Origin of the sequence: Bacillus sp. JJ664 (assembly GCF_036962205.1) — a bacterium.
Taxonomy (GTDB): Bacteria; Bacillota; Bacilli; order Bacillales; family Bacillaceae_G; genus Gottfriedia.
On the sequence record NZ_JBALMS010000059.1, the window covers coordinates 1 to 17,847 of the forward strand.

The window sequence follows — 17,847 nt, forward strand, 5'->3', positions numbered from 1 at the left end:
AAATCTTTATTCTTATAGAAAGATAACAAGGAGGTTTTTAACTCGGTTGATTCATGATTACAAAGGAAATCTTTTGTTAAACTACCTAATCTAATCTCTGTTCCTGAGATTAGTGCTGAAATAAAATATTGCTTTATTAGAACTGATTTATAGTCAGATTCTCGTAGATTTTCATTTATAATATTGAAGATTCTTTCAAAATCTGATATTGAATGTTTTAAAATTCTTAAGTTTGATTTTTCACTTTTCATAAATACTTCGATTACATCAACAATATTGACCCTTAAAAAGTCGTAGTAAATATTCGACTTTCCTTTTTTATTATACTCGCTTACAATTTGATCGATGATGGTGGAAAGTTCAGGTTCATAATTTAGTGTTTTTCCAATTACTTTCTCTTTTATGAGGTCATATTGTTTAACATTTGCAAATAATTCATTCACTACTTTATTAATAGCTTCTTTATCTATCTCTTGTTTAGTTGATAAAATAGCAGTTATCATTTTCAATTCTATGTTGTTTTCTTTTTTTATGTCTTTTATTTCATCCTCATTACATATCACTATTGTTTTTACTTGCATATGTTCTACAAGATTATTTATGTATCCTAAAATTTGAACAATATCAAGATCACATCTTTCTAAGTCATCGAAACAAATAGTTATATCGCTTCCTATTGATAAAAGTTCCTCACAACTAATTGGTTTTATATCACTACCGTCCAATAATCCAACACTAACAGCTGAAAAATGAGCAATTTTAAATATTTGTTTACCATACTTAGCAACTTTGGATTCGCCAAATTTTTTTACTATTTCATTTTGATAGAGCGTAGTTTCGATGTATATCTGTTTACTAATCTCTTCTACTGAATTGATACCGTTTAATGATATATAAATAGGCTTTTTTCCTTTTTTTAGTAGATATGGTACAACCGTTTCTCTGTAAAAATAAGTTTTTCCAATCCCCCATTTACCATCTATCATTAATGCATAATCTGAATTTTCGCGTGAGATATAATCTTCTATTACCTTTAAATACTCTGACATAGAATTTCCTTTCTTCGTCTAATTTTAGGCTTACATTTGGGAACCAAGTGCCACGTTTAATTTTATTGGGCTTTGCTATAATATCAATTTCCATTTTATATAACTTCGAATTCCTAAAATAGCACTAAAAGGGAAGACGATACGTCATTTCCTTATAAAGTGGCAAAAGCTTAATAAATTCACCCTCAATATATTCGCTTAATACTTTCAGTTCCGTTAGGTACTTGCTGTTTGGTGATATTGTTTTATAACAATAGGATTCCAACTCATCATAGCAATGTTTCTTATAAAAATTAAAGAAGTCTTCTGGATCTCTCGTATCTATATTAAAGACATCTATATCTTTTTGGTCTCTTAAATTATGAAATACCCAACTATATCCATTACCTTTTAACTTTCTAATTTCTTCAATAACAGATTTCTTCCACTCTTGGTCATTATTTAATAATTTTTCATGTACAATTGCCTTATCAAAACCATCTCCAGGTATTGAATGATAAAAAGCTATTTCAAAACCTTTTGGAACAACAACAAACTGGAGGTTTCCATGTTTATAAAAAGCGTCATCATCTCTAAATTTTATCTGTTTCTTTTGTTTTCCAAAACGAACACCTATCCATGAAACTCGATGATGATTATTATTTATTGGTGTGATTTGACTAGTGATAAAAGCTTTATCCCAGTGAGGATGGAGATCCAATATTTTTAATTTCTTAAACATTACATTATGTATTGATAATAATTTCCTTTGAATACTTTGTCTAAGCGATTGGATTTGTTGAGATTTGCTACTTTGATTTCTAGGAAACAATGCTTCATACTCTTCAAACGTGAATATTGAATTGCTAAGGTTAAAGGTCTCAATTGTAAAGGGATCATTTTCTTTGTTATAAAACCTAATATCCTTTCTTATTTTCTTACTTTCTTCTGCTGCAGCATATAAAACCTCTTCAATTTCTTTATAATGTTTGATGACATCATAATCTACTTCAACACAAAGTCTATTACATTCATCAAGAAATGATTTTATAAACTCAATTTCTTCCCTTTCGCAATCCTCATAAATACTATTAAGTTCTAAATTTAGCGAAAGGCCACCATTAGTAAAGTTAGATGAACCAATTGAGTATGAATAGTTACCGATTTTATCAATAAACAAATATAATTTGGCATGTAATAGTCTACCTTGAACTAAGCGTACAGTTGCTAATTTTATTGTTTCTTCAAGTAAAAAGCTTGGCTTATTATTTGAAAAATCTTCAGATAAATATAAAATAACCTGATGTTTTTCCAACTTACTATTACTAACAATTTGCTTTAAATGGTCGAGACCTTCTTTCGAATAATATGCTGTAGCTATTTCAACCCTTAATAGGTTATTATTTTTCTGCTTATCTAGAAATTCTAATAAAGATAGCATTTGAATCGCCCCTCACAATTTATTAGTCATAGATTCGATATACATATTTCTTCAAGCCTTCTTTATTTGGAAAGAACAAGAGGGACCATCTCATATAAGTAGATTTTCAAATATGACATGGTCCCTTATTATTCTACTATTTTTGCTACGATTCCTTTTTCAAAGTAGATAGTTTTAGATCCATATACCCACTTTTCTGGAATACCTTTTTTTACTTGATCAGGATTGCCCCATAACGAACGTAATACTTCATCCTTCGTCATACCAGGCATTGGTTCAGAATATGCCGCATCTTTACTAATGATATCTCGACGAATTTCTATAAGCGATTGCTCGACATATTCTTGATATTGACCTGTATAAGTAGCTAAATCTCTTGCGATGTCTCTTATTTTATAGAAATCTCCAGAGTCTCTTGCAATGCTGAGTTTCGTTAGAACTATCATGTCATCAAGTTCCTGTCTTCTACCTCCTTTATAACTTTTTAGTTCTTCAGCAATTTCCAATACTCTCTCATCTGAAGTATTATTAGCTAATGCTTCATCAATTAATTTTTCAATTGAACCAGTACTTAATAGCGCTTGAACTTTAGAATAATTATCAGTGTTTAATAATTCTATTCTATTGAACACTTGATCGTTAAACCATCCATATATGTACGTATTTGCATCTTGCTCATTTTTCAGTACTTCACTAATAGAATCATTAAATAATTTTGCTAAAAAATTCGTGTCATTAACTTTTTCAGTTTGAAATCTTGATGCAAACAATACATAATTACCATTTTTATAATAATCAAGGAGTTCTTTATGGTTTACATACATCTCAAAATCATTGGATTCTGATAAGTTATAACTTTTAATTTTTGCAATTGCCTGGTCATATTTACCATCATATAATAAATGGTTAATTTCTGCGGATTCTTTTTTAAATTCTTTTTTCTTTAGTTCATGGCTATAGTATAGATAGCCAGAAACAATAAGGGATAGTCCTAAAAATGTAGCAACCCATTTGTTTCTTGCCTTCATAAATACCTCCTAATACTCTTTCCAATATTTTATATATTCCAATTAAATATCGGATAAATTGTCAGTTAGTTAAGATATACGAAGTCTAAGCCGCATTTTTCGATTAATTACTTCTATTCTATTAATCTCTTTTTAGTTAAAGTAATTTAGGTTTAGAGATTTCATAGTGGAGATATAAATACGGTCATTCGCATATTTTGATCACTTAGTTTTTCAAGATCATTTATAAGCCCATGTGGATTTGTTATATGCGAGTCCTTGTCATAAACAAAACAAACTAAATGATTATATCCAGGATGCTGTTTATATCTTTCAAAATCTATTATTAATTGTTCACCGATCTGCTTATCGGATAAATTTTTATTTGTCATTTTCGTCTCAATTACCACTCCATGTTCGGGCAAAAGAAAATCTACTCTCGAATTGCCACCAGCATAGCTCGGTACATAATCTTCAGGTCTAACATCATTAACAAACAGTTTCAATACCGCCAACATTGCATCCTGGACATCATACTCGTCATTGATTTTAATTGTTTCACGATTACCATGTCGGCGTTTTATGTTAACATCAAATTTGTTAAAATTGGTACATAGTTTAGCAATTATAGGCATGATGTCACTTTTGGTTGGTACAGGTGGGTTTTGTTCAAACGCCTTAAGAATTGATATAAGGGGATGATATTTATCATCTCCAAAACCATTTGCACGTTCCGCTATTTCACGAAATCTTTTCGTATCAGGATCACCAGGGAAGTTGGATTCAACAAATCGTATAGACAGAGCAAGCCAATCTTGATATTTATCTCCAGAATAGTATCCTCTAAAACCAGAGCCACCTGAGTGATAACTCTCCCTTGCTACCTTTTCACCGAGTGTAATTAGTTCAGTAATATTCATAATATAAGCTCCTTAAGTCTGTTTTTCACTAGTATAAGAATAACATATTGATGGAAAAAATTGACATAAAATTGGAACTGAAACTATAACATTCAATTATTTAATATAAAACAAAAATGTTTCCTAATTAAATAAATTTAAAGTGGAAAAGTAATAAAATGACACTTTTAAATTGGGATATGCAAAAAAAGGTCGTTTAAATTTAGATGGATAGTACAAATAAGAATGAAAAAAACCAAAAGCTATGATTTAGCGCTCTTGGTTTGTTAGCAATTATTTAATATACTACACCTAATTGGAATATACCCTTTACATATAAACAGGTTAATTACCGAAAGAAACTCAAATACCATCTTTTATTTATTTATAAGTTACTCTTTCAAACAATTTCATTTACATTACTTATCAAGATTAATAAATAATTCTATCTTTAAAATTTTGAGCATTAAAATCTTGAACATATTTTTTCTCGGTTACAACATAAAACTGAACATTTAATAAACCTGAAATATAAATTATATAATTCTCTAATTCTGAAATCTTGTACCCTTCATTAAACTCCTTTACGAGTAAGATGCAATAATCGATTGTTTGACCTTCATGCAAAAGATGTGTTACGTACCCCAATGCCTGGTGAACGTGTTCGATTTTAAAATTGCAATTTTTAAATTCTAAAAGGTTAATTTCACCATTTATTAACTTCTCATATATAAAATCAGTTTTTATTAAAGGAAGCTCAACTTTTAATTCTTTATACCCATCATTTTTTATACTATCTTGAATTTTATTAAGCTTTTCTTTATGGGTATCTTTATTATTTTTTTCAGTTTCTTTAATATATTTTTTTATTACCTCAATAATATACCTAAACTTGTAGTCACCAAAATGAACCTGAGTTTTGTCAGCTTTTGTATTAAAATAGAACTTGTGATTTGATATATCAACTGCAACTTCCAAAAATTCATTGTTTTTACTCGGGTGTCGTACTCTATTGTAAATCATTCGATAAACATCTTGAATAATTCTTCCATTAACATATAAGATAGCAAGATCTGAATATGAATTAACCTTATAAAAATATTTATTAGTTCCAGATGATTCTTTATCCAAGATACCTTTATTAATAGTTATTTCAATTTCTTCACTATTAAATAGTTCATTAAAATCAGCCTTAGGATATCTTCGAGATAATTTTTTTACAATTTCATTATGCCTTTTTACATTGATAATATTTTTAATATATCCTTGTTTGAAATAAAGTACTTCTTTATAAGACGGATAAAGTGATTCAAGTGGTACCATTTTATTACTAGCATCATCACTTAAATCCATTTCATTTAGTTTAAAAAATTCCATATAAATAGAAACTTCTTTCCGTTGAATATTCTTGCCATAATATGCTCTAACCATTTCTTTTAAATAAGAAAAACACATTTCAATATTAATACTTTTATCAGTAATATTAAAATCGTCTTCAATGCCATAAAACTTATGTTTTTCCATGGTTATTTTAGTAATTGTACCACCTTCAACTTCTTTATCGTTACTAAAATAATAATCCAACTTTTTAAATGGAACTTTATAAACTACTGTGTTATCTTCAAATTTATCAATATAATCGAAGTACTGTACACCATCTTTTTTAGTACCTGGATGCCAGGTTGCTATAAAAAATCCGTTATTTGTTCCATCTAACGATGCCAACGAAGTATTTCCACCAATTGAATGCTCGTTATATACAGTAGGTCTATTTTTTTTCATGGAAGGTTTATCATAACCAAAACGTACTAACTTCCCAATATCTTTAACACCACCAGCAGTATCATGAATTCCAATTAATACACCATCTTCTAATTCATGTACCTCAATATATATTTTTTTTACTTTAACACTTGTACTTTTAATTGCAGCAAGTGAATTATCAATAATTTCTCGAATGCTAGTACAAATGCTTGGATATGTTGCAGTGTTTACTTGATAAATAGCCTCAACCGATGAAGTTACAGAAACCTCACTACTTTCTAATGAATTTCCATGTAAATCCTCTTTTAAATTTTTTAAATCAACTATTCTCTTAATTTTCATTATTGTCACCCCTTTTGATATTTTCATATTTTCATTATTAACAAAAAAAATAATAAGTATTCATATTTCAATAAAAATACTTGCTAAGCATATGTCTCTCCAAAAAGTCATAGAAACCATTCTTAGTTTTTTATATTTCCTATATTTGAACCTAATATCTAATTCAACTAATCTACTATTAGTTAAATAAATATTAGATTTTAAGGGATTAAAAAAATCTCCTTTCATATGCAAAGAGATTAGCTAAATTTGTTTTAATAAAGTAATTTATTTTCATAGCCTTGAAAAAGTTATCACATCCACTCATCATATATTTCTTTTCGAACATGAGCATATAAACGTGCATATAATTGAGTTTGATGTGGAGTATTATGACCTAAAAGAGTTTGAATACATTCTAATGGCATGCCTTTTATTGCTAAATGTGCTGCAAATGTATGGCGTAATGTATGAGGGGTTATATGAAAATGCAAATGTTTAGTATATTCATTGAAATCGTATTGAATAGTACGTTTTCCTACTTGTCCATTTTTCCATGAATTTAGAAATACAAACGTAAGTTTATCTTTTCGCATTTGCAAGTAAGCTTGTAATACTCGGCACAGTATCTTGTAAACAATACAATTCTACCTTTCTTACGTTTTCCTTTTTGAATAGTGATCATTCTTTCCAACCAGGAGATATCTTCCAATTTAAGAGCGCACAATTCACTTATGCGTATACCAGTTGCATATAGCAATTCTACTATCGCTCTGTCATTGACTTCTTCCATTGTCTTTCCTTTTAGCAATTCTCTAAATTGAACTAACTGGTTATGTTGTAAGTAATGTGGTAATTTTTCATCAACTTGAGGAAAGGGAACTGATGCAACCGGATTATTTTTAATAAAACCTTCTTCCTTACAGTACTTCCTTGTTCAACTATACTTCCATTAGGTGAATAAGAACTGTCTTTTTAGGCAATAGAAGAACCTCTAATGCATATGTATTAGAGGTTAATTAATTAATTAGTTTTACAATAAATTTTTTTCTACCTTGTGAAGACATTCTCACATCCACTCATCATACATTTCTTTCCTAGCATGACTATATAAACGCGCATATAATTGGGTTTGATGTGGACCATTATGTCCCAAAAGAACTTGAATACATTCTAGTGGCATTCCTTTCATTGATAAATGCGCTGCAAATGTATGACGTAACGTATGTGGAGTTAAATGAATTTCCAATTGCTTAGCATATTCATTAAAATCATATTGTATGGTTCGAGTACCTACGGGACCTTTTCTCCAGCTATTCAGAAAGACAAATGGAAGATTATCTTTTCGCATTTGTAAGTACATCTGTAAATATTCAGCGCAGTACCGTGTAAACAATACTATTCTGCCTTTCTTACGCTTTCCTTTCTGGATTATAATCGTTCTCTCAGTCCAACAAATGTCTTCTTTTTTTAAAGCGGCTAATTCACTTATTCTCATACCAGTTGCGTATAGTAATTCTATAATTGCTCTTTCTTGAACTCTTTCGAACGTTTTTTCTTTTATCAATTCTCTTAACTGGATTAACTGATCATGTTGTAAATAATATGGAAGTTTTTCCTCTACTGATGGAAAAGGGACTGATGCGGCTGGATTATGATTAATAATCCCCTCTTCTACACAATACTTATAAAATAATTTCAATCCAGCCAATTTATTTTTTATAGAAGATGATTTATAACCATTTTCAAGAAGATAGAGAAGCCAATTTCTAATATCACGTGTAGTAATGTCTTGAAACTGTTTCTCACAGTATGTTAGCAGTTGTATAACTGACTTCTGATATAGATTGATAGTCTTTATATCCAACCGAAAACTATATTCTTTTCCAAATTTTTCTAAACACTGTTCTGAAGATATCATAATCGTCCCTACCTTACCCCATATACTTTCGATAAAGAGAAACAATCTCTCTTTTTGGAAGTCGTGCATAAATCAATGTAGACGCTACTTGACTGTGTCCCAGTTCATCTCCAATAAACGATAATTCTGCTCCCTTTGCTAATAATTCAGTTGCAAAAGTATGTCGGAATCGATGTGGATGCAATCTCTTTGATAGTGCAGCCAGCTCTCCGATTTCATATATAATTACCTGAATCCTTCGAATACCTAAACGTTTTCCTGTCGTTGTCACAAAAAGTGCTCCTGATTTGATTTTACGTTTAGTCAAATATCGCTCAAACAGAACGGCACATTTATCTGTAAAATGAACATGTCGAATTTTTTTCCCTTTTCCGACTACACAAGCTGTACGATTTTCAAGATCAACATCTTCCCAGTTTAGATTATTTACCTCTCCAACCCGACAACCAGAAACAAGCATAAATTCAACTAATAATTGATTTCTAATTGAGACATTCTCAATTTGTAAACGAGTTTTGGCAATATCATCTTTCTCTAAATATTTGGGAATAGGATGAGGTAATCGAGGATACCATCGACTTTTCATAGGAGACTTTGAAATATGCTCCTCAATTACACAAAAATTGTAAAAAGAAGAAAGAACAGCTAATCGGGAGTGGAGCGTTGCTTCCTTTACATGTGACTGATGTTCGAGAAACCATTGCAGAATTGTTTCGGACGTAAGTGATGAATAATCTTCTTTAATATCACCAAAAAATCTTTCTAAAAAATAACGATAATGGGTTATCGTACCATCACTTCTATTTTCTAATTTTAAACTTAGTAAAAATTCATTGATAACTTCTTGGTTCGCTTGATTTGGTAAAGTTTTTTTCAATTCCCAGTACTTTTCCATGGTTATTCTCCTCTTTAATTAAAGTTGGTAACGATCATACTGTTTTTTGCGGGCATGTTCCATTAATCGCGTGTAGATTCGTGTACTATTAATATTGACGTGACCGAGTAATTCTTGAATATAACTTTGTGGCATATTTTTTTCTGCTAAGTGTGCAGCAAATGTATGACGCATGGTATGTGGAACAACTTTAAACCCTAACGTCTTCGAAAACTCTTTAAAACTTAATTGCACCGTTGTTCGATTTAATTTTCCTCCACGTTGATTACAAAACAGATACTCACTTTCAACTCCACGAAAATGGAGATATGTTTTTAGACGTACTGAACATTCATGTGTAAATAGTACAAAGCGTTCTTTGGTCCCTTTCCCTTTTCGTATCCAAATTTGTCTTGTTTCCCATTTTATATCTTCTAACCTGATATTTAATAATTCACTGATTCGTACACCAGTTGTATATAAGGCTTCCACTATCGCCCTGTACATTTGATTATTTCTTGTTAATTCTTGAAGAAGTGCAACTTGTCGCCTACTTAAATAATATGGAAGTGAATCATCTATATTAGGCGTTTTTATAGTAAGAGTTGGATCCTTTTTTACGATATTTTCCTCTATACAATACTGATAAAATGATTTTAAAGCAGATAGTTTTAGGTGAAGTGAGCGTGACTTTAACCCTTTTTCTTCCATTGAAGCAAGCCAAGAGCGTATATCTATTGGTTTTATTTCATCAATTTTTTTTTTACTAAACTCAAAGAATTGTTTGAGGGATATTTTGTAACTCCGAGACGTTTCGGAACTAAATCTATTTTGATTATCTTTAAAGAAAGACTGTTGAGCATCATTACTCATTCATATCTACCCCATTCTATTTTGGTAAGCCATTATCTTGTCTTCAGTTATAATTCGTGCATAGATTCGTGTCGTGTTCAAATCGCTATGCCCTAGTTCATCAGCAATAAATTCAAGTGATGCTCCTCTTGCCAATAAGTTTGTTGCAAATGTGTGACGACAACAGTGAGGATACAATGACTGTTTTAGACCTGCTTTCTTTCCAATTTTTCTAGTAATCTCATAGACTCCTCCAGAAGAAAGTCGGTTACCAAATTTATTAATAAATAATGCATCCTTTCCCTCACAAGACCTTTCTTTTAAATACTCTTTTAATACAAGTGCACACTCTTCTGAGAAATGAACATTTCGAATCTTCTTCCCTTTTCCCTTCACTTCGGCAGTCCTCTTTTCAAGATCAACATCATCAATTGTTAATTTTGAAACTTCCGATTTACGACTTCCAGAGGTAAAGAGAAATAAAATTAATGCTCGATCACGATGAGATAACTCTTCAGCAGCTAGCTTAACACTTGCATATTCCTGTTCATTTAAAAAACGCGGTAAGGATTTAGGTATTTTGGGTCTCCAACGTTTTTTGATAAGATTTTTTTCAATATATTCTTCTGCAACACAGAAATTAAAAAATGAAGACAATGTAGAGAGGTAAAGTTTAATTGAAGTAAGCTTTTTTCCTTCAGTAGTTCGGTTAAAATAGTGTATAACTTCAGATGATGTTAATCGTTTTAATGAAATACTACAAATACAGCAATCACTGAAGAACCTCTCTAATATGGATCGATATTTAACAATTGTTGACTCTGCTTTATTCTCAAGTTTTAAACTTAATAAGTATTCATTTAAAATTGCACTAGTTTTTGAAGGAATAAAATTGTTATTAATTTGCCAATAATTTTCTTTTACTTGCATTCTATTAACCTCATTTCTATCATTTTTTTAAATTTGAAAATTTGATAGTTACCATTGTTAACTGAAGTCCACGTTTTAAACATAAATATTTCAATTAGTTTCGATTAGTTTCAATTAATTTAAAATAAATTAAAGCAATCCACCCTAAGTAAAATAGTTTCTTCTATTATATATACCAATTTTTATGACTTATATTTGCAGTTGAATTTGCAAGTGTATTTTTTTCAATTACTTTCAAATAAATTAATATAATTGAATTAAATTAAAATAAATTTCAAAGTTATCCAGTTTTCCTATATATTTAAGGCTTTTTAAATTAAATACTCAAATTAAAAAGCCGAGGATTACTCCACGGCTTCATCTTTTACATATCATATTTATTATTAAGTAATGCGACTAAATTATTTCTATTAACCAATTTCACTTCGACTTTCATCGCTAATTGAACAGCGCTTCTTGTATAATCTGAAGTAGTTATAACATATGCTTCATTACATTCATAAAACTGCATACCTGTATTTACTTCTTGGATAGCTTTATTCCCTACATTATTTGTTACTGAATATCTTTTTGCTTGAATTGCAATTTTCCTACCATCTTTGTATAGAATTAAATCTACTCCTTGATCACCTGAACCAGGAGTAACAACACTTTTGAATCCTCTTTTATCAAAGAGACTTTTTAGGAAATGTTCAAACTCTATTCCAGTCATTAAGTCGATTTGTTCAATTGAAATGTTTTCTTTTATAAGTTTTGTTCTTTTATTTGCTTCAACATTTATTCTCAATTCGTTAATTATTTCATTTAAAGCAACTTTTACATAAGAAATCTTAATATTATCAAAACCATACTCTTCTTCCAATTCAGTTCTAATTCTTTTTATTTCTGAATCTCGTACATCTTTAATCGTAAAATGATCACCTTTGTAAAATTGCAAGGAATCTATTTGTTTTATAACCGGTTTTGCATTTTTTAATTTTCCAATTACTAATCGATATTTTCTATAAAGTAACATACCCTTAACAACGATAAAAATTAGTAAAGATATAACTAATGACTGATAAATAATTTCCTTGTTCATCTTGAACTCCTTTTAAAGATTACATTACTTTTTGTACTAATTTTGTTCGATTCGAAGTATCTTACTCCTTTGTATAAAGCTAATCAAATCTCACTTAACTTTTTTTCATTTTTATTATTCTGCTCGTTAATATAATCAAGCTCATTCTTCGCCCTTGTATTATTAGGATCAATTGACAAAATTTGTTCCAGGCATTCGAAAGCTTTTTCAATTGAATTTTCTTTCATGAACATTATATATTCATTTTCCAAGTACTTTATTGTGTTAATACCTGCTATTTCAAAATGGTAATTTGCATTTTCGTATTCTTTTAAATCAATATATACAGCACCAATACCAGTATGTGCTACCATATCCGACTCGTTTAATTCGAGAGCTGATTTATAATATTTCAATGCATTATCATAATCCGTAATATCTCTATAAATCCCACCTAAGCCGTTTAGAGCATGTTTATTTTCCTGTATCTTTAATGATTTTTCATATTGGATAATTCCCTCTGAATGCATTTGTAACTTTCTATATATCCCACCTAATTGAGCAAGAGAGTATCTATTGTTAGGTTGAAGTTCTAATGCTCGTACAAGAACACTTTTAGCCTTGTTATACGCCTTTAATTCTTTATATAAACTTGCGATACTATTTAAAGTTCTATTATCAGTTATATTCTCTAAGTGATGTCCATTTTGAAGCTTATTAATTCCCATTAACTTTTTAGTAATATAAGGAAATTCATACCCACACTTAGACATTTCATCAAGCCACTCAATAGCCTTATTGATATCATTGTGATCAATGTGAGCTGATACTATAATACTTGAGATTTCTTTAACATCTACTCTTATTTTTATTTTTGATGTTAATAATTCAGTAAGTTTCCATCCATTCTCAATAATTTTATTATAGTTTTCTGGAGTTTTGTTAAGGATAATCACTTCATTAGCAAGTGCATCTATAGCATCTACGGAAGGAATATTTTTTAAATCTTGGTTCGTTAGAAAATCAATCAAAGCCTGTTCATCTCGTAAAAATTCATTTGGAGTTTTGTTTATGCTAATGACATCATTTGCATGCCCATTAACAGGTTGAATATTTTTTATATTCTGGTACGGTAGATTAGCAATCTTATATCTTTCATCTAATGATTTTTTTTCTTTTTGAATTTCTTTTCTTATTTCGTTTTTTTTCTTTTTTTCTTCAACAAAATATAGTTTTTCTCTTTTTCCACTTTCTTCTTCGGTTAGACCTTCGTAAAATTCAAAAGTAAAATGATATCCTTTAAAGAGACGTTCCTTCTTTATAACTCGTGCATATCCTTCTTTTCTTACATTTGAGGGTGTTGAACCTAAGTATCCATTATTGCGGTAGAACTCGATTCTCTTCATCTTGTCATTGTATCGAACTTCCACATAATGCCCCTCTTTTGTGAGGTATTTAGCAACTCCATCTTGTCCATCTTTATTTGCATTTACCATAGTTTCTTGCATTTCTTATACCCCATTCTTTAGTAAATATATTATTAAGTTTCTCTTTACATAAAAATAAGTACATCTATCGTTATCCTATCTCTTTAAATAGTTATTTGTTTAATTACTAATATTCTTCTCCAATTTAATTATCTCCTTTATCCACATAACTGTCTGTTTCTTCAATAAAAAAAGAGTCACATCAGCGACTCATCTTGTTCAACTAACGCGCTCGTCGTTAGCTGCCATATTGTTCAATCAGAAAAATGAGCAACCGAACCCCCTTTATGATCTTCATATATTGAATGCATTAGTTCAATATGTATATATAGAATGTTTTTAACAACAAGGATAGGTGTACTTTTTGATCATTTACTTTTAAATACGATTATTTTGATATTCCTCCAAAAACATATTGCCTTCTAATTCAATAATATAATTTAAAATTCATGATTATAGCCTTTCTCTTGTCCAAATTGCTTCAATACTATTAATTAGAAATACTCATGAATTTTAAAGTGTTTCTTATTTAAATATAAAACGGCCTATAAAAATTGGAAAAAACTTCCGATAAATTAAAAGGTTACTATTTTTCTAATTTTTTTATTTTATATTAAAGGAAGGTGTAAAAGTGAAGAATTTTATTAACATAGTAGGTTTTACTTTTTTATTAGTCATTATTACTTACTGTCATCCAATAAATAAGATCTATGCAGAAGTCGTTGAACAAAAGAGTTTGTTAAATAATGCAAAGAATTCTTCTAAATTAACTTACAAGACAGCTTCAAGTAAATTTGTCAAAGCTACTAGAAATTTAAATGATACAGTAGATTTAAGTGGGTATTCAAAGAATCAGAAAGTAATAAAAAATTTCACAAATACATTACTTAAAGCACATCCTGAACTCCCTTATGTTAAAGTCAAATCAATAAAAAATGGTCTTGTTACATTAAGCTATACAATGGATAAAAACTTAATTCGTTCCAGTTATTTATTATCCGATAATGAAAAAATAAAGCGTGCACAAAAAGATATTGTTACGACTATCCAAAATGGTACTCAAACTTGTAATTTATTTTACTTAGCTGGTACTAAATTGTTAGGTAATCACATTAAAACAATTCTATGGAATCCGATTAAACAATATGACATACTTATCAAGGATTATAATGAAAATAATAATGTGATTAAATTTACATATTATGATGACCCTGCTGTTATTAAAGAAGCATTTACACTTTCATTAGACGAAAAGAAAGAAAAAGTATATCAACTCATTTTAAGTGCTATCAAAAATGTTAATCCGTCAGTAAGAGTTGCTCCATATATGTTAGACAAACCAACGTTAGAAAAAATTTGGTGTGATGTATTAACCGCTCATACTGAATTTAATTATTATGACTACATATCTCGATATTCTTCTGCGGAAATACAATTTAAATATAAGGCAGATGTTACCACTATAAAAAAAGTTGAAAAATTAACTCAAAAAGAGAAAAAGGCTTACGCTATTCAAGAAATCTTAGAAGCTGTTAAAAATCGAAAAAACAACTTAAATATATGGTATGTTCAAAGTAATGAATACGAAGATTATAATGAAATAGCTGAACAAATCTCGGAAATATTTAAGCAAAAACAATATTTTTATGTAAATGTAAGAAATATTGATATATCCGGCGAACTTGAACTTGAATATAATTATTCAAAAGAGGAAGTGTCAACTTATTTAAAAATGTCAGATCAAGAGCTTAAAAAATTAGCGATTGAAAAGATCAGAACATCTATTTTAAATAACGTTAAATTAACTGATTTAAGTTTTTATTCTAAAGATAATACAACAATTATAAAACTAGTAGAAGATGTCAAAGCTTCTAACGTTGACTATTTTAATAGTGATCCATACGAAGCTTATTTTGGAAAAATAGAATTTTATTTTGATAATCCAAATCCTGAGTTTTTAAAATCAAAAACACTTAAAATTCAAAATGCAATGCATCCGATAATAAATGAAGCTAGTAAATTAAACACCAATTTTGATAAAGTAAAATACATTCATGATTATGTCGTAAATTTAGCTCACTACGATTATGAAAATTATCTTAATGATACTGTTCCCATGGATTCTTATTCACCATATGGGATATTAATTAATAAAACAGGTGTTTGCAATGGTTATGCATTGACTATGTATTTTTTATTAAATTATTCTGGTGTTAAAACTGAATATGTATCCGGGGTAGTAAATGGTAATGGCCATGCATGGAATTTGGTTAATTTAGATGGTGAGTACTACTATTTAGATGCTACTTGGGACGACCCCCCAAGAGAATATTATGGAAAAGACGTGCTAAGTTATGATTACTTTTTAGTGCCTGGTGAAGTATTAGCAAGAGATCACGAATGGAATATGTCTGATTATCCAAGTGCAACAAGTACGAAATATAATTATCTATATAGTAGATAACAAGTGAAAATGTTAAAAAGCAAAGAACAAGATGGATTGAATCATTATCCATTTTGACTTTGCTTTTTCTTTTGTTCATAGTACCTAAGTTTTTCTATCCATATTCGTAGAATGAAGGCTTCTGAAAATTGAGAGTTTAGGTATCTATGCCTCGATAAGTTAAAACATGAGTGAAGCATTTATGTCAGACCTACTTTGGTAAGTGTATATTCTTTCATCCCCTGTACCGACTTCAATTGCTCTGTATTCCCTTCGACAGTAATGAATTTGTTTTGTTTAACAAACCAATAAAATTTTGACATGAGCTAAACACTACTAATGCCCTCACTGTTCAAGTCTTGCATACTTTAGATTATGCAGCTGGGCAAATCAAAAAGAGATGCCTACGCAACTCGAAAACTATTCAACTAACGCTCTCATTAGTTGAATAAGAATTTGAGATGCTTTAGTAACTCCTAATTTTTAATTAGCTATTGATATCATTCCCACAAAAATACTTTACCAAGATGCTGCAAGCTACTTAAAATCAATATAATAAACATGATTTATAGTGGGAAAATTTTTACCAATAAAAAAAGCCCCGCCATTATTATTGGTTGAGCTTTTTTATAGGATTCAAAACGGTTGTAAATCTTTTAAATTTGGATATTGTGTACGAGATAATAACTCTTTTACTTCATCTGTTTTCCAATAAGTAATAGCTTCATTTGATTCATGACTATATTTTACAACTATCACGGAATCATATGTTGCTAAATGAACAACTTCAAGTATTATGTGTCTATCTGTTGGTCCAAAACCTTTTACACGATACTCGAAAGGTGCACCCAACTTAGGAATTGTAGTGCATGAAAAGAAGCTTCTTAATTCATTTACTGCAAATTCATCGTAAGTGTAGTTAATGTAGTTTAATAAATCAAGTTGATTTCTCAAATATTCTCCTCCTTTAAATAAAAACCCTTATCAATTATGTACTTATTCTTAAAATTTAAACAATAAAAAATATGTGATTTTTTTAAATTTTCCTTTATCCATGCGAATATCCAGTTATCTTAAAACTGTTTAATATCTTCTATGACATTTAGGCTATATTTGATTGAATCTTCTCTTCTCTCAGTCCTATTCAATATCGAAATCTATCAGTCAATTTTTAAATGCAAGTCTCGTACATTCAATCTTAAAATAATCACACTCATAGCACACGTACCATAACAACTTAGAACCCTATAACAGTTACTAGTGATATTATTAATGAATCCTCTAATCCAACAAATTGTAATAATACGAGAAATCCACCTAAAAAAACTAAATATGGAGACGCATTCACGTCTCCTTATTTTATAAGCCGATCCTAACCCATTATTTTTATAGCTCTTCTAACAACTCTTATTTTTCGCGTTTTAAAGAACTTCTTCTTTTAAATAAGCCTTAAAATCAGAATAGATTTTTTCAAGAGCATTTTTCTGATATTGGTACACTTGTCCCTCTTCATCAAGAACAATTAACAACCCTTCTGTAGCTAAATTTTCAATAACAATATAATTATCTAATTGATTATTAGCTAATACGCGCTCTTTTTTGGTTAATTCTACTACATTTAAGTAGCCATCAACACCTAGTGCTGCAATTTCATGGCCACCTGATGCGAGGGCTCCATATTGCAGTAATAGCTCCTTATAATCGGAAGGCATATTAAATGCTAATTCCATTTCAGCCTGTTCAACTGCTTGAATATCCACTCCTCCTGTAAAAAGAACTTTCTTGTTTTCAAATATTGTTTTTAAATTCATCATATACCT

At 29.6% G+C, this 17,847-nt stretch carries 14 protein-coding genes and 1 pseudogene; 1 reads left to right on the forward strand and 14 read right to left on the reverse strand.

Annotated features, from left to right (window positions below; genetic code table 11):
* The 12 genes and pseudogenes from V7056_RS10700 to V7056_RS10755 form a co-directional block, all read right to left on the reverse strand.
* Window positions 1–1,049 (reverse strand): P-loop NTPase fold protein (locus tag V7056_RS10700; RefSeq protein WP_499701768.1); only part of this gene is annotated, 1,049 nt, incomplete at its 3' end.
* Window positions 1,050–1,173: 124 nt separating this feature from the next.
* Window positions 1,174–2,469, reverse strand: a complete 1,296-nt coding sequence (locus V7056_RS10705) for a phospholipase D-like domain-containing protein (RefSeq protein WP_499701770.1) — start codon at window positions 2,467–2,469, stop codon at window positions 1,174–1,176.
* A gap of 128 nt (window positions 2,470–2,597) precedes the next feature.
* The gene (locus V7056_RS10710; protein ID WP_499701772.1) at window positions 2,598–3,497 is read right to left on the reverse strand and encodes a hypothetical protein; all 900 of its coding nucleotides are present in this window, start codon (window positions 3,495–3,497) and stop codon (window positions 2,598–2,600) included.
* Between the two features lie 161 nt (window positions 3,498–3,658).
* Window positions 3,659–4,396: a PD-(D/E)XK nuclease domain-containing protein gene (locus tag V7056_RS10715; protein ID WP_499701774.1), complete on the reverse strand. Its 738-nt coding sequence runs from the start codon at window positions 4,394–4,396 to the stop codon at window positions 3,659–3,661.
* A 411-nt stretch (window positions 4,397–4,807) separates the two neighbouring features.
* Window positions 4,808–6,481: a hypothetical protein gene (locus tag V7056_RS10720; RefSeq protein ID WP_499701776.1), complete on the reverse strand. Its 1,674-nt coding sequence runs from the start codon at window positions 6,479–6,481 to the stop codon at window positions 4,808–4,810.
* Between the two features lie 293 nt (window positions 6,482–6,774).
* Window positions 6,775–7,253: pseudogene (locus V7056_RS10725) on the reverse strand (tyrosine-type recombinase/integrase).
* A 276-nt stretch (window positions 7,254–7,529) separates the two neighbouring features.
* On the reverse strand, window positions 7,530–8,381 hold the full coding sequence (locus V7056_RS10730; RefSeq protein WP_499701777.1) for a tyrosine-type recombinase/integrase: 852 nt from the start codon (window positions 8,379–8,381) through the stop codon (window positions 7,530–7,532).
* 13 nt (window positions 8,382–8,394) lie between these two features.
* On the reverse strand, window positions 8,395–9,276 hold the full coding sequence (locus V7056_RS10735; protein WP_499701778.1) for a tyrosine-type recombinase/integrase: 882 nt from the start codon (window positions 9,274–9,276) through the stop codon (window positions 8,395–8,397).
* A gap of 18 nt (window positions 9,277–9,294) precedes the next feature.
* Window positions 9,295–10,128 carry a tyrosine-type recombinase/integrase gene (locus V7056_RS10740; RefSeq protein WP_499701779.1) on the reverse strand — a complete coding sequence of 278 codons (834 nt, stop codon included), beginning with the start codon at window positions 10,126–10,128 and terminating at the stop codon, window positions 9,295–9,297.
* Window positions 10,129–10,134: 6 nt separating this feature from the next.
* Window positions 10,135–11,037 carry a tyrosine-type recombinase/integrase gene (locus tag V7056_RS10745; protein ID WP_499701780.1) on the reverse strand — a complete coding sequence of 301 codons (903 nt, stop codon included), beginning with the start codon at window positions 11,035–11,037 and terminating at the stop codon, window positions 10,135–10,137.
* Window positions 11,038–11,401: 364 nt separating this feature from the next.
* Window positions 11,402–12,118 (reverse strand): restriction endonuclease, encoded by a 717-nt coding sequence (locus V7056_RS10750; RefSeq protein WP_499701781.1) that lies wholly within the window; start codon window positions 12,116–12,118, stop codon window positions 11,402–11,404.
* A gap of 83 nt (window positions 12,119–12,201) precedes the next feature.
* A complete protein-coding gene (locus tag V7056_RS10755) occupies window positions 12,202–13,605 on the reverse strand; it encodes a tetratricopeptide repeat protein (RefSeq protein WP_499701783.1) in 1,404 nt (467 codons plus the stop codon).
* 610 nt (window positions 13,606–14,215) lie between these two features.
* On the opposite strand from V7056_RS10755, the gene V7056_RS10760 reads away from it, so the two are divergent.
* Entirely contained in the window at window positions 14,216–16,048 is a 1,833-nt protein-coding gene (locus tag V7056_RS10760) for a transglutaminase domain-containing protein (protein WP_499701785.1), read from the forward strand.
* Between the two features lie 615 nt (window positions 16,049–16,663).
* Here the strand turns inward: V7056_RS10760 and V7056_RS10765 are convergent.
* Window positions 16,664–16,981 carry a hypothetical protein gene (locus V7056_RS10765; protein ID WP_499701787.1) on the reverse strand — a complete coding sequence of 106 codons (318 nt, stop codon included), beginning with the start codon at window positions 16,979–16,981 and terminating at the stop codon, window positions 16,664–16,666.
* Window positions 16,982–17,448: 467 nt separating this feature from the next.
* Window positions 17,449–17,838: an SMI1/KNR4 family protein gene (locus tag V7056_RS10770; protein ID WP_499701789.1), complete on the reverse strand. Its 390-nt coding sequence runs from the start codon at window positions 17,836–17,838 to the stop codon at window positions 17,449–17,451.
* Between the last annotated feature and the right edge of the window lie 9 nt (window positions 17,839–17,847).